Raw genomic sequence first — 16283 nt, forward strand, 5'->3', positions numbered from 1 at the left:
TCCTCATCTTATCTATGGTCTGCGCCGATAGCCTCCGTTATGCTGCGGTACCCATCTTTGCGCAGGCGCTCTTTCAAGCCGCTGGTCAATTCACGCAGCAAGCCTGGGCCCTTGTAGATTAGAGCCGTATATACTTCAACCAATGAGGCCCCAGCGCGAATTTTATCGTATGCATCAGCTGCGGTGAAAATGCCACCCGAGCCAATAATCGGCAGCTTGCCCTCCGTCTGACGGTAAACCGTACGGATAACCTCTGTTGAACGCTCGCGCACCGGAACACCGCTAAGGCCGCCCATTTCCCCAGCGTTCGAATGGGTAAGACCCGTGCGTGAAACGGTCGTATTCGTTGCAATAATGCCGGAAACGCCGCTGTCCTTAATGGTCGCTACCGTCAGCTTGAGCTGCTCATCCGTCATGTCCGGGGCAATTTTGACTAGCACCGGCTTCGGGCTTTTACCTGATTTCGACGCCTGCTGCCCTATTTCCTCCACAACGGTATCAAGGAGCAGCCTCAGCTCATCCCCATGCTGCAACGCACGCAAATCCGGCGTATTTGGCGAGCTAATGTTGACGACAAAAAAATCGCCCTGTCCATACAGCGCCTGAATACATAAGCGATAATCCTCATGCGCAAGCTCATTAGGCGTTACTTTGTTTTTACCAATATTGACAGCGAGCGGAATGCGATGTATTTTGCGCTTGTTCAGTCGCTCTGCCATCGCATCAACGCCATCATTATTGAAGCCCATTCGGTTAATCAGCGCTTCGTCAGGCGGAAGCCTGAACAGTCTCGGCTGCTCATTGCCTGGCTGGCTCTTCGGAGTTACCGTTCCTACTTCCATAAAGCCAAAGCCTATGCTGGAAAAGCCATCGGCCGCCTTTGCGTTCTTATCCAGCCCTGCCGCAAGCCCTATCGGATGCGGAAAATGAATGCCGAATAAATCCACGGCAAGCTCTGGAGTCTCTTTTACCCCATACATCGCATGCATGATGCCCATCATGCCCGGTACGCGCCCAGCAGCATGCAAGCCATCTATAACCAAGTGGTGAGCTTTCTCCGGATCCATGCGAAAAAATATTGGCTTACCTAATGAAGAATAAAGCAATCATACTCACTCCGATCTACAATAAATGTCCTACCCAATAGTGTAGCGTTTTTAACCACAAAAGAAAAGGGCAATACTGCTCCTTTGTTATTGCGGCTCCTTCCGAAAACGATTACAATATGACTATATTCCTTATTTATTTAGAAAGAGGTTGATGGCCATGAGTTCACCCAAACGCAAACCACCCACAGTTAAAGCAAAAGCGCCCGAGGAAGTCAATAAGAAAGCACTTGTCTGGATAGGCGCCGCTATTGGAGTTGTCATTGTCGCCGTCACCGTTTTGTTGTTGGTTAGCGGTTAATTAGCCCAGCCAATGATATACTTTACCGGGATTCGTTTCGTCCTGACTCGGATTCAGCTTGAAGCGCTCCTTGGATTCCGAAATTTTGGACGGCAGAGTCCCGTTTTTAATTTTGACAACCGTACCCATTGGCACCAGATCAAACAACTCCTCCACATCCTGCTTCCCCATACGAATGCAGCCGAGCGATTCATCCTGTTCGAGGCTATCCGGCTCATCTGTGCCATGGATGGCATAAAGCGTATTGGAAAGCGTCATCCCCCTGCTGCCGAACTGGCCATTATCGCGCCCATTCGGATTTTTCACCTTCTCGCTAATATAAAAGCTGCCTTCAGGCGTTTTGTCGCCGCCTAGCCCAACCTTGAAGCTGCGAACGATAATATCGCCACTTACAACTGCTAGTCTATAAGTGGATTTATCGACGACGATTTCAAGCGGCTTGCGCCAGGTTTGGTCCACTCCGCCTACTAATTCATCCGAATTACTCTGCATAAACTGCGATTGCCGTTGCCCTGAATCTGGCTTTGGCTTGTCGCCTCCTGCTTCATTTTGCTGCTGCGCAGGCTGTTTCGTTCCTGACTGTTCCTTTTTCATTACGGCAACAAGCGGTTTAAACATCTCCTTCATGCCAGATGCTTCACCAGCCAAAACATTGTTAGGGTATGGCTTAATGAGATCATCCAGCTTTTCCGGCCACTTCTCTTGCATCCGCTTATACTGATAGATCGCGCTGGCAAGCGTCCAACGCACCTCCTGCTGCTCGCTCCACGCCTTGAACTTCGTTGTCACCGTAGATGCATCGGCGGGCTTGCAGCTGCATACTCCGCCATCGAGCATTTTCACTTCCATCGGTACATAATCAGACTGCTGCTCCACCGACATCAGCAGCTTGCGATTGCCCGTCCATTTGCGCCAGCCCTCCTGCTCCTCAAGTTTAACTACAGCCGCTACAGACGGCCGTTTACTCCATGAAAGCAGATCTTCCCAAGCGCTTCCGATCGGATTGCGCTCGCCCTTGTCAGTCAGCACGACGCCGAAGGTCGGATCTATAGGCGTGTCAATAACAGCAGCCATTCCTGCGACAGCAGGGTCAGCTGGCTTGCTTGCGTTCGAAGGCATGACCATGAGCAGCAGCACAATCGAAATCGCTCCCATAATCGCGCGGCGAATTGTCCGTTTTTTACGCTGCTGGCGATTCCAATCCTCCAGCATTTCCTGCGGGCTTTCCGCTAGCGGATGAGGCTTGCGCTCAAAAGCCTCATAAATTTCCCCTGCCTGAATGAAGCAATAATTTGCTTTCGCCGTCTTATCCAACTGCAAATATTGCTTGCCGAGCAAATACCAGGCCATTTTATTGTCAGGATGATTTCTAACATATTGCTTCAGATAGAGGTTATCCTCTAATTTCTCCATCATTAACCCCCCTCAAAGTCCAATAACACTATATCGGCAGCATTTACCTTTTTTTTGACTCTAGCGTAAACGGCTTTGCCATCCTTTGGTGGCAAAAGCTCGTTTCGCGTAGAAATAGAAGCGTAATGGTAAGCCCTAGCCTTATTCATTCTTCTATTTAAAGCGTAAACGGCTTTGCCATCCTTTGGTGGCAAAAGCTCGTTTCGCGTAGAAATAGAAGCGTAATGATAAGCCCTAGCCTTATTCATTCTTCTATTTAAAGCTCGTTTCGCACAGAAAAAAGCTCCTCATCTACGCAGTGCAACTTCTGCATAGTTGAGGAGCTTAGGGTTTAGCTACGTTTAGTTAAAAGGCGCGTCCGCAATTTTAATCGAATCTGTCGGGCAACCGTCTACTGCATCTTGCATATCGTCATAAAGATCTTCCGAGATTGCAACACAGCCTCTATTGCCGTCGTTGCCGAAAATCACCTCTGCCAGACCTTCATCATCGTAATCATAAATGTCAGGAGCCGTTGCGCCGCATGCGCCGCATGCAATACAAGTATCCTTTTCTACCCAAGTGTACTTAGCCATTCAAAATACCTCCCATAAAGTGACGGAATAATGCCGCTATATAGCTCGTCTTCCGTTAATTATATCATAATAATAAAGCTTCATTCATCAATATATACCATCATTCGGCCTTTGGCAACCTGACACCGCGTTTAAAAATCTTCCTTTTGCAGCGAAGTGCCCCGCAGCCGCTTATTGCGAATCAGTGCAGAAGGATCGTCGCTCAGCATCCCCGCCGTTAACACCGCCTCCTCGCCAAACTTGTCCCGCAGCAAGTCCATCGTCTTTGTCAACGCTTCCTTACGCGGCTGCTCCTCATAATTGAACAGATCCAGCTGAACCGCTGTATTCACCTCAGGCGACAAATTTTGCAGCGTAACGCCCAACAGCCTCACCGGCTCTCCCTCCGACCAATGCTTATCGAACAAGCGGCAGGCTTCCTGAAAAATATCTTCCATCCCATGCGTGGGAGTACGAAACGTATGCGAACGTGTAATGGTCGACATGTCCGGTCTGCGAATCGTAATTTGCACCGTAAGTGCCATCAGCTTCTGCCTTCTAAGCCGCCGTGCGGTCTGGTCCGATAAGTTCAGCAGAACGCGGTGAATATCTTCCCTGACGATAAAGTCCTTCGGCAGCGTCGTCGTATGACCGATCGACTTATTCACTTCCCGTTCTCCATTCACAGGAGCGTGATCAATGCCGCTCGCTGCCCCTTTCATCCACGACCCAACGACGCCAAACTGCTTAATGAGCAGCCGTTCATCCGTCTGTGCAAGCTGTCCAATTGTGCGAATATTGAGCCGAGCCAGCTTGTCTGCCGTCTTTTTCCCAATGCCGAATAGCACGCCGCATGGCTTGTCCCATAGCAGCTCTGGCACATCACGCAGCCGCAGCACTGTCATCCCATTCGGTTTTTTCATATCCGAGGCCATCTTCGCCAGCAGCTTATTCGGAGCAATGCCAATAGAGCAGGGCAGCTGCCACTCTGTACGGATACGCTCCTGCAAAGCGCTGGCAATCTCCAGCGGTGTTCCGAATATTTTCGAACCGGTTATATCCATATAGCATTCATCTATTGAAACAGCCTCTACCATATCTGTATAGCTTCTGGCAATTGTCATAAAACCTCGTGAATATTTGCGATATAAATGAAAGTCCGGCTGAATAAGGATGAGATCAGGACAACGTCTAAGCCCCTCACGCACCGTCATGCCCGTCTTGACCCCTAGCCTTCTGGCTGTATATGAGCAGGTGACGATGATCCCTTTGCGCAGCTCCACGCTGCCGGCAACGGCTGTTGGTTTATCTTTATATTTATCCGGCTCCTCCGCCTCATGGACAGAGCAATAGAAGGCATTCATATCCAAATGCAAAATGACGCGGCCCTTAGCTGGATAATGCTCATTCGTATTCGTCATTATAGGGTTTCACCACCTGCGAGGAGATCCGCTTGAACGCCCAATCTCCACCGTTGTTTATTTGTACTTATCAGCATACCGCTGCCCATGCAGCAAGTCAATTGAACGACAGCGAGGCGCACAAGCCACAAGCGTAAACGGCTGTCTCCGTCCGCTGGGCAGCCATACAGCCCTTATATTTAAAAAAAGTAATGGCTCCTCTCTACATTCCAGTCAACAAGTGTTATAATAATTCATTATAATTGTAAAGGCTATTCGTGAAGAAGGAGGCCTTCTGGCCATGACAATGAATTTATCTATTTTTGACACAACGCTGCGTGATGGTACGCAAGGAGAAGGCATCAGCCTATCAGCGGAGGACAAGCTGAAGATCGCTTTAAAGCTTGATGCACTAGGCGTTCATTATATTGAGGGCGGCAATCCGGGAAGCAATAGCAAGGATATTGAGTTTTTCGAGCGGATTAAGGCGTATAACTTAAACGCGAAGATTACGGCATTTGGCAGTACTAGACGCAAATTCAGTCTAGCTCACCAAGATGCTAATTTGCTTAGAATTAAAGAATCCGGCGTTCCTGCAGCGACTCTAGTTGGAAAGTCTTGGGATTTCCATGTGCACACCGCTCTGCAAACGACGCTTGAAGAAAATATAGCTATGGTCTACGACTCGCTTGCTTTCCTCAAGCATAACGGTATTGAAGCGATGTTTGACGCGGAGCATTTCTTCGACGGCTACAAGCATAACCCGGAATACGCGCTGGCTGTGCTGCGCAAGGCACAGGAAGCCGGAACGGATTGGCTCGTGCTGTGCGATACGAATGGCGGCACGCTGCCTGGCGAAATTCATGAAATTGTGTCACGTGTTCGCGCCGAGCTGAACGCTCCTATTGGCATTCATACGCACAACGATTGTGAGCTCGCCGTTGCCAACTCGCTTGCTGCCGTGCAAGCCGGAGCTCGTCAAATTCAAGGCACGATCAATGGATATGGCGAACGCTGCGGCAATGCCAATCTCTGTTCGATTATTCCAAATTTGCAGCTTAAAATGGGCTATAACTGTTTGCAGGATGACAAGCTGAGCTTGCTGACAGGAACCGCTCGTTTTGTCAGTGAAATTGCCAACGTTCATATGCCTGTAGGACAGCCTTATGTCGGCAATGCAGCTTTCGCCCACAAAGGCGGTATTCACGTGTCGGCAATTATGAAGGATTCCAAAACCTATGAGCATATCGCGCCGGAACTCGTTGGCAACAAGCAGCGCATACTCGTCTCCGAGCTGGCGGGTCAAAGCAACATCATATCCAAGGCTCAGGAGCTCGGCCTCGATGTGAATGCCAACAATGAAAAAACAAAGCAAATTATGGAGCGGATTAAAGACTTGGAGCATCAAGGCTATCAATTTGAAGGTGCTGATGCATCGCTTGAGCTGCTGCTTAGAGAAGCTTTTGGTGAGGTCGAAGAAATTTTCACGGTCGAGTCCTTTAAAATGCTTGTGGAAAACTCGCAGGGCGCACTCCGCACCGAGGCGATCGTTAAGCTAAACGTTGGCGGCGAGCAGGTTTATACTGCTGCGGAAGGCAACGGTCCTGTCAATGCGCTTGATAACGCCTTAAGAAAGGCTCTCGTGCAGTTTTATCCAAAAATCAAGCAGATCCATTTGTCCGACTACAAAGTCCGTGTAATCGACGAGAAGGATGCTACAGCCGCTAAAGTGCGCGTCCTTGTAGAGTCGACCAGCATCGACAACACCTGGAGCACTGTAGGTGTTTCTAACAATGTAATCGAAGCAAGCTGGGAAGCATTGGTTGACGGCATTCGCTACGCCCTGCTCAACATGGGCAAACCCGACGCTATTGATGTCCCTGTAACCGAGCAGCATGGACTAGTAAACCATTAATTTAGCGCCTAATAGGCAACTGTAATAATAATAAAGGGCATTCCTCAAGCCATAATCAATAACTGGCTTGCAGGGATGCCCTTTTTTTAAAAAATATAGAAAAGCACATAAGCACATGATTTTCTAGCCCTTCTCTAGCCCCTCTCTATCTCCACCTCAGAACGGATAGCTTCGCCTCCAAGTGACGGCTTTGGGCCGTTTACGCTTGTGCCTTGTTAAAATGGTCGAACGCTACTTTTGCAGGCAGCTTTAATAAAGCTCGCTTCTTATGCGGGTGTCTCCGCAGCAACTGCTATGTACCGTGCCCGTAGTCGGAAAAACATGCCCATGCTGGCAATCGTCAAGAAGCTTCCAATTAGCTGCGCAGTATTTAAATATTCATTAAGCAGAAAATAAGCCAAAATCATGGCCAGCACCGGCTCACCGATAATCGCCATCGAAACGTTCGTCGCCCCAATATGCTTCAACAGCATATTAAACACCAAATGTCCGAAGATCGTCGGAATAATCGCAAGCAGGGCAAAATACATCCATTCCTCCGCAGCATACCCCGTTAATGCAATTTGATTGACAAGATTGTAAATAAACATAACTGTTCCTGCAATTAAAAAGACAATTAAGCTATACAGATTCGAGGGCAGGCTGTTGCTGACCCTTTGCCCAGCTATCATATATACGGCAACCGCCATCGTTCCGAGCAAGGACAATAAATCGCCAAATAATGCCTCACGCGAAATTCCGATATCGCCCCAAGCGATAACGAAGGAGCCCAATACCGCAAGCGCCATACAAAGACTGCCCGCTATCGTCTGGCGCTCTTTAAATAGAAAGAACGAGCCCAGCATAACAAAAAAAGGCTGCAGCGTTATAAATACCATAGAGCTTGCAACGGACGTATATTTCAGCGATTCCATCCACAACAAAAAATGCAGGCCAAGAAAAAAGCCTGCACAACTTAAAACCATCCACTCTTTGCCGGTTAGCCGAATTGTTCGCAGCACCTTCCACGGCACAAGCGGCAGCATAATAACGACGGTCATAAGCAACCGGTACATACCTGCCACCGATGACGGAGCATGTGAAAACTTAATAATGATCGACGATACGGCTATAGCCAAAACAGCAATAAGCAGCCAAGCATAAGGATGGAGCCGTAATTTCTTCTGTTCAGAATTCATGAATGTAATTGCTCCCTTTAGTGATTATGAATATTTTTCAATGAGACGATCCCATTCCGAAAGTGGAATGACGCCGTTGATTCTTTCGCGAATGACACCGTTGGAGTCAATTAGAAACGTCGTCGGAAAAGTATTTACCTTATATTCCTTCGTGACCTCTCCCTCGCGATCCATCAGAATGGTAAACGTGAATTCATGATCCGCCACAAATTGCCTAGCCGCGCGCTCTTTGTCAAACTTAGTTGAATTAACGCCATACATTGCGATTTTATCCCCATACTTCTCATGAAGCTCCTGTAAATCAGGCGCCTCCAGCTCACAAGGGCCACACCAAGACGCCCAAAAATTTACGAAGCTAAGCTTGCCCTGCTTGCCGCCGATTTTGTACATCTGCTCATCAAGCGCCTGAAGCTCAAACTGCTGGGCAGAATATCCTGCTTTTGGCTTAAAATCCCCTGAAGCAGTTATAATTGCGCTGTCCTTCTCCATATATTGCGAAATAGCCAAGCCAGCCAGTACAAAAGCTACTATAAACCATGCGGACGCTCTCTTCATTTTCCCAAATCCTCCTGCCAAATTCATGCTTTTCACAGCTTCTATCGTAACATGGCCGGCAAGACAAGCTCAAGAGAAACAGCTTTCCTTCATTAAACCGTCATATCCGTCACGTTTTTCCCTTTTATTTTAGGTTAAAATAAATCAAATCATACCTATTCGAGTTACGGTAGAGCATATACGAATGCGGGGGGTGTATTTGCATGCAATTGCAGCTGCTATATATAACTACACAAGCTCATGATCGGCTTATTGCCTCATGCCGAGAAGCATGGCCGAGGGAAGCCTGCGGAATTTTGACAGGCGAAAGCGATATCGGCAAAATATCGGACGTGACCGCCATCGCCAACGTCCATTCATCCCCTGCAACCGCCTTCGCATTCGCTCCAGACGATTGGGTAAAGGCTTATTACCGCATGCAAAAAAGCCGGCAATCTCTGCTCGGCTTCTTTCACTCTCATCCAACGTCGCATACCCAGCCTTCAACTGCTGATGGGCTCGGCATCCATACAGATGATCAATCATTGTCATATTGGATTATTTCTTTGCAGCAGCCTTTACAGCCTGAAATACAGGCTTATTGCCGCATGAAGGGAGGCTTTCAGCCGTTGCAATGGGCTATCGCTGACTGAGATAAGCGTACAGGTCGCCCAGCGTATTGATATTCCGTTCAAAAATACGACGCAAATACGTCTGCCACAATTCCGCCGTCATTAAAGAATCCTCCAGCGCGTGATGCCGCTGTGTAATCGTAATGCCGCTGTCTTCCAGCAAATCATCAAGCGCGTAGCTATCACGCTTCGGCTCCAGCCACTTGGCAACCATCATCGTATCTAATACACGGTGGTTTAAGTTAACCTTCGACGTTCGCCATAGCGCGGCGTTGAGAAATTGCTTATCATGTCCGGAGGCATGGGCAACGAGCGGGCGCTTGCCGACAAACTCCATGAAGTCATGCAGCACCTGCATTAAATCGGGGGCGTCCTCGACCATTTCATTCGTAATGCCCGTTAGCTCCACAATAGCCCGCGGAATGCGGCGCTTTGGATTAACGAGGCTGTAAAACGTTTCCGAGGAATAAATTTCACTCCCCCTCATTAATACCGCGCCAAAGGAAATAATTTCATCTCCATTCGACGGGTAAAACCCCGTTGTCTCCAAGTCGAACACGATAAATTCCATTTCTCTAAGCAGCATGTCAAGCGGGGATTGCTTGCGCTGCTCTTTGTTGACAGAGCGAATAAAAGCCATTTGCTGGGCGTTTTGCGATCCCAGCATTGAGGCTATGGCCGGCGTAAAGCCGCCCATTTTATATAAGCTCCACATCCGTCCCACGCCTTTAGGTTCCTTCATAATCTCCATCCACCGCCTTACACAAGCCTTCCCATCGTGATTTTATACACTTTGCGCTGCAGCTTCTTGCCCAGCCGCAAGCTTTTCTTCAATTGATCTTTCATCTCTTTCGTCAGCTTGCGAGAAGCTACTTTGCCATTGTTGCCATACCAGCCGTTTTCCGAGCTTTCGATTGATAACAGCCGAAGCTTAAGAATAAAGAGAAAAGCCTGCTCACATTGCTTTGCCTCCTGCTCCGAAAGCTCCTTTTCTTCCAAAAGCCTCCGCATGCGGTCCAGTGTAGAAGACTCACGAATACCTCGCTGTATTGATAACAGACGAATCGCATTGACCATAGGAATGTAGGCCCCATACTTAATATCCAGACTGCCTGCATCCTCTCCATATTGCTCCTTAAGCAAATGGCCGAATACGCCGAGCAGCATTTTATGCCTCATCGTATTTTCCAGCATGCGTCTAATAATAATCGGCGTTGCCAGCATGTCGGTGAAAAAAATATCCTTAAATTTCCGCATGAGCAGCTCACTTCCAAAAATACAGCGTGCATCCGCTAAAATTAGCAAATATCGAACTGCCTCCCAGCTCGGCTCCTTGAACCACAGGTTAATTTGCTCCTCCCATGCTGACAGTGATTTGCACCACTCGGGGTTGCTGCTGATGACCTCTCCCTCACATGGGGGATATCCCGCTATTTGGAGGTAGCTAACAATTAACGCTGATAATTCATTAAAATAGCGCTGCACATACGGCTTATCACCAACTCTATTATCATAAACAATGCCGCTGTCCTGATCGCTGGACAAGGTTTGCTCCTCCCTGCCTCCGCTGCCGAATAATAAATATGCGTAAGGCACGGGAGGAGAACCCTTCCCCATCCGTGCCATTTCCGCTTCTGCGAGTGCAATTGCCCGGCTGATCACCGAATCATGCATCTCATTCAATTGTTCATTAAACTGTTCGACAGGGCTTGCAAGGAGAGCTTCCTTCATCCGATCATGTACCTGATCCCGCAAGCTGCGCAGCGCGCTCGCCTCTCCGGCCGAGCCAATCTGCTCCAGCAGCTTCACCTGCACAGGGTCCGTCATCTGAGTCTCTCCCCTTTAAATCGCCCTTATAATTTTAAGAGACTGCGACGAAATAAGTACCGCTAATTTCCTCTCAGCTTCTAACCTTGCAGGTTTTGTCCTGCTTTTTTCATTTGCTCAGGATAACCATAAGCGCCATGCTCACTAAGGTCAAGACCTACAATTTCTTGCTCCTCGGTTACACGGAAGCCCATAACCAGCTTCATAATGCCAAGCACCAGGAACGATGCTGCAAGCACGAATGCACCGCATACCACTACGCTCTCGAATTGCACCCACAATTGCTTCCAGCTGCCAGTGTCGATAAGTCCACCTTGGCCTACGCCGACTTTATCTGCCAGTAATTGTGTAGCAAAAATACCGTTAGCCAGCGTACCCCAAATACCAGCTGCACCGTGAACCGACATTGCATAGATCGGATCGTCGATTTTCATTTTCTCGAAAAATTTCGCGCTGTAGAATACAAGCACACCAGCTACTAGACCGATAACGACTGCTGCCCAAGGATCAACGAAGGCACAGGAAGCTGTGATTGCAACCAGACCCGCAAGTGTACCATTAAGTGTAGTTGTAATATCTGCCTTGCCTGTAACAGCCCATGAAATCAGCAGCGAGGAAACCGCACCTGCACCTGCTCCGAGCATTGTTGTGAATGCTACATATCCAAAAAATCCGTCACCGATGCTCACCGTGCTGCCTGCGTTAAAGCCGAACCAGCCAACCCACAGAAGCAATACCGATAGTGCTGTATAGACTTGGTTATGTCCTGCAATTTCATTTGCAGAGCCATCCTTGTTGAACTTGCCAATACGAGGCTTAAGTAGAATAGTTGCTGCCAAAGCTGCCAAGGCGCCAGATAAATGGACAACCGTTGAACCAGCAAAGTCTTGTGCACCATCTGCTGCAAGCCAGCCGCCGCCCCAGATCCAGTGTGCAACTACCGGATAGATTGCAGCAATGTAGATAACGGTAAAAATAAGGTAGGAGGACAATTTAGCACGTTCCGCAAAGCCGCCCCATGCGATGGAAAGCGATACAGCTGCGAAAGCTAGTTGGAATAAGAAGAAAATCGTTGTCGGAAGCCCATTGTCTTCACTTGCAATCGCTGGATTAAAGAAGAAATCCCCCCAGCCAATAACACTGCTAATTCCGCTATCAGCATTAGCCGTTCCGAAAGCAATACCATAACCGATAGCCCAATAAATCAAACCTGCAAGACCAGCTGTGAAAATGGTTTTGCCTGCAACGTGGCCGGCATTTTTCATTCTGGTCGATCCTGTCTCCAAAAGTATAAACCCGCCTTGCATGAGCAAAACTAACACGAATGCGACCATGACCCACAAGGAGTCGATACCCATATTCAATGTTGCATTGGATGGGTCATTCGCAAAAGCCATTGCCGGAAATACTAAGCACATTGCCCCTAGTGTGAATAACATCTTTCTAATCATTACGACCACTCCCCATACGTTATGTTTCCTAACATTTTAGGAAAGACTTAATGTCATTATAGTCAGTATAGTCGCATTTGACAATACGTTTTATTCTAATTTCAAAAAAAATCTAACATTAAACCTCCTGAAAGCGTTTAATGTTAAGTTTTTTAACAGTACATGCCTGATCTTGACGGCTTTTGTCGTGCTGAAGTTTAAGCTTTATGCTTTTCATCTTCTATTAAAGGAAGCAACTTCCTAGGCATAATTGTCCTGCACTCACATATCCATGTCATACGTTTGACTGTATGGTTACTTTCCGATTATCATTAAACATAGACATATATAGATGGAGGAAAGAAGGTGAACGGATTGGAATCTGTTGAACGTTATAAAATTGGAGAGCTCGCCAAGCTGGCCAACATCAGTCCGCGAACAATTGACTATTATACTTCTATGGGACTTATTGAACCGGCGGAACGCTCTTCTACGAACTACCGCTTGTATAATTCTGAAACGTTGATCCGTTTGAAACGTATTGAACAAATGAAGCAAAACAAGCACACGCTTGAAGAAATTAAACAATCATTAGCACAGTGGGATAGCGTAACTGCTGAAGAGCAGGTATCACGCAAGCTAACCGACCTACAGCTTCGTCTAAGCGAGCTGGAACGCGAGGTTAAAGATTTGGAGCCTGTAATCAAGCAAATGAAGCCACGTCAGGCTAATAGGCTCTACACTCGTCTTATGCCACAGACGGCAGCTTGTGTGGAAGCGCTAATGCTGCTGCTAAACAAGGGGAATTTTATGTAAAGCTGTTCAACGATAGCTTCGCCCCTTAATTGGCAAATCAAATTTATTATTTGGAGGAATGACGTTATGTTTTTTCACAAAATGGACATTCTTATCCTAATCGCTTTTGCTTTATCCATTTGGGCGCAATTTAGGGTTAAGGGAACGTTCAAAACCTGGTCTACCGTTCGCTCCATGAGCGGACTAACCGGCTATCAGGCCGCACGCAAAATGCTCGATGCTAATGGACTCCAGCATGTACAGATCGAACCTGTACCAGGCACCCTAAGCGATCATTATGATCCAATATCACGCAAAGTACGACTTTCCGAGCATGTTTATTATGAAAACTCCATATCCGCCTTGTCCGTTGCGTGTCACGAGGTAGGTCATGCGATTCAGCATAAATCGAACTACCCGATGCTGGTGCTTCGCCATCGTATTTTTCCGATTGTGAATATCGCATCCGGCATCGCCCCATTTATGCTGATTATTGGATTTTTAATGCAGCAGGCTAATCTGATTGGCCTTGGCATCATCTTCTTCTCCGTAGCAGTAGCCTTTCAGGTTATTACGCTGCCTGTTGAATTTAATGCAAGCAACCGCGCACGCCACCTCATGATTGCCGAAGGCTTTATAACGAATGAGGAAGAGCGCGGCGTTGCCAAAGTACTGAACGCTGCCGCCCTCACCTACGTAGCAGCCGCGCTCATCTCCCTGCTGGAGCTTGTCAAATATATTATGATTTTCACATCATCAAACCGGGAATAACTAGCTTACAGATTAATGTGTTCAACTCAGAAGAGTGGGCCCGCCTAACCATTAGGCAGGTCCACTCTTCTTTTTCAGCAAAAAAAGCACCGCTGTGCAGCAGCCTATAAAATCGGCGTTTGCAGCGGTGCTTTCTCCTACTAGCTCTAACTGTTCTTACTATTCTTACTGTAATCCTCATGCTTCTTCTCATTGAAATAATGCAACAGAAAGCCATGGAACACCTTCGCAACGAGCGACAGCTTCTCATTAGAACGATGAATGATGCCGATATTGCGAGTCACATGAGGCTGATCCACGCGCACCTTCGCTGGCTGTAAAATGCCCGTATGATGAAGCGCCATTTCCGGAAGTAAGCTGACACCCATCCCAGCGGCGACCAACCCGCGGATCGTCTCCGTTTCCTCGCCCTCGAATCCGATTTTCGGCGTAAACCCTGCCTCCTGACACGCTTCCCATACGATAGGCCTTAACGAATAACCTTCGCTGAACAAAACAAACGTCTCGTCCTTAAGCTGATTTAATTGAATCGAGCTTTCTCCAGCAAGTGGATGTGATGGCGGCAATATTGCATAAAGCTCCTCTGTGAGCAGCACCTGCCCACATACATGCTCATGCTCATCCGGAAAAGGAGAAATGAAAGCCAGATCAATCTCACCCTTCACCATATCTCGTATAAGCGATGGATACATCCCCTGCCTAAAACGAAACTTCACATTTGGATGATGCTTGCGAAAAGCGGCCACAACCTGCGGGATTAAGGAGACGCCGAGACTATGCGGAAAGCCTAGCCGAATTTCTCCTTTTTCCGGGTCAAGAAATTCATGTATTTCCACAACAGCCCGGTCCAGATCAGCCAATATGACCTCAGCCCGCTTCAAAAACAAATGACCTACAGGCGTCAATTGCAGATTTCTGCCCTTTTGTAAAAAAAGCTTTACGCCAAGCTCTTCCTCCAATTGATGAATTTGACGGCTCACAGCTGACTGAGCAACATGCAATTCTTCCGCCGCCTGTGTCACATGCTCTTTTCTCGCTACTTTGACGAAATAATAAAGCTGACGAAGTTCCATGATCTCTCCTTATCTTATCCAAACATTATCTTCGGACGACCCGCTGCCTGCGTACCATTGCCCGATCGAATAACCCGTACATGAGGAAGCCGGCAAGGCCACCCCCTACATGCGCCCATAAATCTATTGTCGGCAAAATTACGGAATAAATGATGCCCGCTCCCAAAATCATATATACGGTTTTGCGTGATCCATCATCCAGCCAAGCCTTGCGGAACAGCGACAAATAAAGATACGCTCCGTAAATGCCATAAATCGCACCAGATGCTCCTACCGACAAATGGACAAATTCCCCATTGCCACCCTCTGTCATGACCTTAATAACTGCACTGAACAAATTGCCGAGCAGCCCGCAAAGCAAATAAAAAACAGCATACTTCACAGGGCGCAGCAAACGCTCCAAGGGCGGTGCAAACACGAGCAGAGCAAACATATTAAAAAGCAAGTGCTGAAAGCCTCCATGCATAAAGATGGACGTTAAATAGCGCCATGGCTCTTCTAGTCCGTACGGATCTCCATGAAACGTTAAAAAGGCACCCCAACGATATAAGTTTTCTCCGCTAGTCGTCCCACCATTTAAAGCAACAAATATAAAAAAGAGCATATTTAACGCGATTATCGCAGAAGTTATCGGATACGATCTTAAATAAACGCGAAAGCTTTCATATCTCAAAAAAATCATTAGTCATTCCCCCGCCCTAGAATTGGACAATATTGCCGTGCTCCGATTATAATTAATGGGTATTGACCATTTAACTTTGAGGAGGACGTTACACATGTCTCAAGAACGTGCTGGAGCTGCCGCATTTAAGGGCAATCCACTTACATTAATCGGCCCAGAATTGAAAGTCGGCGATAAAGCTCCTGATTTTCAAGTGAACAAAACACTCGTTGATAGCGTATCCTTGAAAGATTATGCTGGTAAAATCAAATTAATCAGCGTTGTTCCTTCTATTGATACAGGCGTATGTGACGCTCAAACTCGCCGTTTCAATGAAGCTGCCGCAACGCTTGGCGACAACGTCGCTGTACTTACAATCAGCGCAGATCTGCCCTTCGCTCAGGCTCGCTGGTGCGGTGCCGCAGGCATTGATAAGGTCGAGCTGCTGTCGGACTACAAACTGAAAAGCTTCGGTGAAGCGTATGGCGTTTACATTAAAGAATTTGGTCTGGATATGCGCTCGATCTTTATCATTGATGCCAATGATACCATTCAATATGTCGAGTATTTGGCTGAAATGACTGAGCACCCGAACTATGAAGCGGCGATTAACGCGACTAAAGCGCTCGTGTAATCCAGTATACAACCTTTTAAGTGCACAAACAAAGCGAGTGAAGGGAAACCTTCCTCGCT

The 16283-nt window shown here is 47.6% G+C and carries 17 protein-coding genes; 6 read left to right on the forward strand and 11 right to left on the reverse strand.

The window, feature by feature from the left end:
- Window positions 1-8: 8 nt before the first annotated feature.
- On the reverse strand, window positions 9-1106 hold the full coding sequence (locus V5J77_RS17030; protein WP_338552007.1) for a quinone-dependent dihydroorotate dehydrogenase: 1098 nt from the start codon (window positions 1104-1106) through the stop codon (window positions 9-11).
- Window positions 1107-1266: 160 nt separating this feature from the next.
- Between V5J77_RS17030 and V5J77_RS17035 the strand changes: the two genes are divergently transcribed.
- Window positions 1267-1407, forward strand: a complete 141-nt coding sequence (locus V5J77_RS17035; protein ID WP_177217906.1) for a hypothetical protein — start codon at window positions 1267-1269, stop codon at window positions 1405-1407.
- On the opposite strand, the gene V5J77_RS17040 is transcribed toward V5J77_RS17035, so the two are convergent.
- The 3 genes from V5J77_RS17040 to V5J77_RS17050 form a co-directional block, all read right to left on the reverse strand.
- A complete protein-coding gene (locus V5J77_RS17040) occupies window positions 1408-2823 on the reverse strand; it encodes a L,D-transpeptidase family protein (RefSeq protein WP_338552008.1) in 1416 nt (471 codons plus the stop codon).
- A gap of 338 nt (window positions 2824-3161) precedes the next feature.
- Window positions 3162-3395, reverse strand: a complete 234-nt coding sequence (locus V5J77_RS17045) for a ferredoxin (protein WP_338552009.1) — start codon at window positions 3393-3395, stop codon at window positions 3162-3164.
- Window positions 3396-3526: 131 nt separating this feature from the next.
- A complete protein-coding gene (locus V5J77_RS17050) occupies window positions 3527-4795 on the reverse strand; it encodes a DNA polymerase IV (protein ID WP_338552010.1) in 1269 nt (422 codons plus the stop codon).
- A gap of 280 nt (window positions 4796-5075) precedes the next feature.
- Between V5J77_RS17050 and cimA the strand changes: the two genes are divergently transcribed.
- Window positions 5076-6689: a citramalate synthase gene (gene cimA / locus V5J77_RS17055; RefSeq protein WP_338552011.1), complete on the forward strand. Its 1614-nt coding sequence runs from the start codon at window positions 5076-5078 to the stop codon at window positions 6687-6689.
- Window positions 6690-6955: 266 nt separating this feature from the next.
- On the opposite strand, the gene V5J77_RS17060 is transcribed toward cimA, so the two are convergent.
- Both V5J77_RS17060 and V5J77_RS17065 read right to left on the reverse strand, forming a co-directional pair.
- The gene (locus tag V5J77_RS17060; protein WP_338552012.1) at window positions 6956-7867 is read right to left on the reverse strand and encodes a DMT family transporter; all 912 of its coding nucleotides are present in this window, start codon (window positions 7865-7867) and stop codon (window positions 6956-6958) included.
- A 24-nt stretch (window positions 7868-7891) separates the two neighbouring features.
- Entirely contained in the window at window positions 7892-8422 is a 531-nt protein-coding gene (locus V5J77_RS17065) for a TlpA disulfide reductase family protein (RefSeq protein WP_338552013.1), read from the reverse strand.
- A 203-nt stretch (window positions 8423-8625) separates the two neighbouring features.
- Here V5J77_RS17065 and V5J77_RS17070 point away from each other — a divergent pair, with 203 nt between their 5' ends.
- Complete coding sequence (locus tag V5J77_RS17070) at window positions 8626-9054, forward strand: M67 family metallopeptidase (protein WP_338552014.1); 429 nt, start codon at window positions 8626-8628, stop codon at window positions 9052-9054.
- On the opposite strand, the gene V5J77_RS17075 is transcribed toward V5J77_RS17070, so the two are convergent.
- The 3 genes from V5J77_RS17075 to V5J77_RS17085 all read right to left on the reverse strand — a co-directional run bounded on the left by V5J77_RS17075 (window position 9041) and on the right by V5J77_RS17085 (window position 12311).
- Window positions 9041-9775 carry a 3'-5' exonuclease gene (locus V5J77_RS17075; RefSeq protein WP_338552015.1) on the reverse strand — a complete coding sequence of 245 codons (735 nt, stop codon included), beginning with the start codon at window positions 9773-9775 and terminating at the stop codon, window positions 9041-9043. The two genes, V5J77_RS17070 and V5J77_RS17075, sit on opposite strands and share 14 nt — an antisense overlap.
- A 17-nt stretch (window positions 9776-9792) precedes the next feature.
- The gene (locus V5J77_RS17080) at window positions 9793-10860 is read right to left on the reverse strand and encodes a DUF294 nucleotidyltransferase-like domain-containing protein (protein WP_338552016.1); all 1068 of its coding nucleotides are present in this window, start codon (window positions 10858-10860) and stop codon (window positions 9793-9795) included.
- 80 nt (window positions 10861-10940) lie between these two features.
- A complete protein-coding gene (locus tag V5J77_RS17085) occupies window positions 10941-12311 on the reverse strand; it encodes an ammonium transporter (RefSeq protein WP_338552017.1) in 1371 nt (456 codons plus the stop codon).
- Between the two features lie 354 nt (window positions 12312-12665).
- Here V5J77_RS17085 and V5J77_RS17090 point away from each other — a divergent pair, with 354 nt between their 5' ends.
- Window positions 12666-13106, forward strand: a complete 441-nt coding sequence (locus V5J77_RS17090) for a MerR family transcriptional regulator (RefSeq protein ID WP_338556883.1) — start codon at window positions 12666-12668, stop codon at window positions 13104-13106.
- 66 nt (window positions 13107-13172) lie between these two features.
- The gene (locus V5J77_RS17095; RefSeq protein ID WP_338552018.1) at window positions 13173-13856 is read left to right on the forward strand and encodes a zinc metallopeptidase; all 684 of its coding nucleotides are present in this window, start codon (window positions 13173-13175) and stop codon (window positions 13854-13856) included.
- A 146-nt stretch (window positions 13857-14002) separates the two neighbouring features.
- Here V5J77_RS17095 and V5J77_RS17100 read toward each other — a convergent pair whose 3' ends face one another.
- A complete protein-coding gene (locus V5J77_RS17100; protein ID WP_338552019.1) occupies window positions 14003-14929 on the reverse strand; it encodes a LysR family transcriptional regulator in 927 nt (308 codons plus the stop codon).
- A gap of 25 nt (window positions 14930-14954) precedes the next feature.
- Window positions 14955-15611 carry a rhomboid family intramembrane serine protease gene (locus V5J77_RS17105; protein WP_338552020.1) on the reverse strand — a complete coding sequence of 219 codons (657 nt, stop codon included), beginning with the start codon at window positions 15609-15611 and terminating at the stop codon, window positions 14955-14957.
- 94 nt (window positions 15612-15705) lie between these two features.
- On the opposite strand from V5J77_RS17105, the gene tpx reads away from it, so the two are divergent.
- Window positions 15706-16224 (forward strand): thiol peroxidase, encoded by a 519-nt coding sequence (gene tpx, locus V5J77_RS17110; RefSeq protein ID WP_338552021.1) that lies wholly within the window; start codon window positions 15706-15708, stop codon window positions 16222-16224.
- Window positions 16225-16283: the final 59 nt, after the last annotated feature.

The sequence above is a fragment of the Paenibacillus sp. KS-LC4 genome (assembly GCF_036894955.1).
GTDB lineage: Bacteria > Bacillota > Bacilli > Paenibacillales > Paenibacillaceae > Pristimantibacillus.

What these genes read in the sequence shown, in the direction of transcription:
- V5J77_RS17035 (WP_177217906.1), top strand. Translation starts at nt 1,267, where the DNA reads ATGAGTTCACCCAAACGCAAACCACCCACAGTTAAAGCAAAAGCGCCC.
- V5J77_RS17040 (WP_338552008.1), bottom strand. Translation starts at nt 2,823, where the DNA reads ATGATGGAGAAATTAGAGGATAACCTCTATCTGAAGCAATATGTTAGA.
- V5J77_RS17045 (WP_338552009.1), bottom strand. Translation starts at nt 3,395, where the DNA reads ATGGCTAAGTACACTTGGGTAGAAAAGGATACTTGTATTGCATGCGGC.
- V5J77_RS17050 (WP_338552010.1), bottom strand. Translation starts at nt 4,795, where the DNA reads ATGACGAATACGAATGAGCATTATCCAGCTAAGGGCCGCGTCATTTTG.
- cimA (WP_338552011.1), top strand. Translation starts at nt 5,076, where the DNA reads ATGACAATGAATTTATCTATTTTTGACACAACGCTGCGTGATGGTACG.
- V5J77_RS17060 (WP_338552012.1), bottom strand. Translation starts at nt 7,867, where the DNA reads ATGAATTCTGAACAGAAGAAATTACGGCTCCATCCTTATGCTTGGCTG.
- V5J77_RS17065 (WP_338552013.1), bottom strand. Translation starts at nt 8,422, where the DNA reads ATGAAGAGAGCGTCCGCATGGTTTATAGTAGCTTTTGTACTGGCTGGC.
- V5J77_RS17070 (WP_338552014.1), top strand. Translation starts at nt 8,626, where the DNA reads ATGCAATTGCAGCTGCTATATATAACTACACAAGCTCATGATCGGCTT.
- V5J77_RS17075 (WP_338552015.1), bottom strand. Translation starts at nt 9,775, where the DNA reads ATGAAGGAACCTAAAGGCGTGGGACGGATGTGGAGCTTATATAAAATG.
- V5J77_RS17080 (WP_338552016.1), bottom strand. Translation starts at nt 10,860, where the DNA reads ATGACGGACCCTGTGCAGGTGAAGCTGCTGGAGCAGATTGGCTCGGCC.
- V5J77_RS17085 (WP_338552017.1), bottom strand. Translation starts at nt 12,311, where the DNA reads ATGATTAGAAAGATGTTATTCACACTAGGGGCAATGTGCTTAGTATTT.
- V5J77_RS17095 (WP_338552018.1), top strand. Translation starts at nt 13,173, where the DNA reads ATGTTTTTTCACAAAATGGACATTCTTATCCTAATCGCTTTTGCTTTA.
- V5J77_RS17100 (WP_338552019.1), bottom strand. Translation starts at nt 14,929, where the DNA reads ATGGAACTTCGTCAGCTTTATTATTTCGTCAAAGTAGCGAGAAAAGAG.
- V5J77_RS17105 (WP_338552020.1), bottom strand. Translation starts at nt 15,611, where the DNA reads ATGATTTTTTTGAGATATGAAAGCTTTCGCGTTTATTTAAGATCGTAT.
- tpx (WP_338552021.1), top strand. Translation starts at nt 15,706, where the DNA reads ATGTCTCAAGAACGTGCTGGAGCTGCCGCATTTAAGGGCAATCCACTT.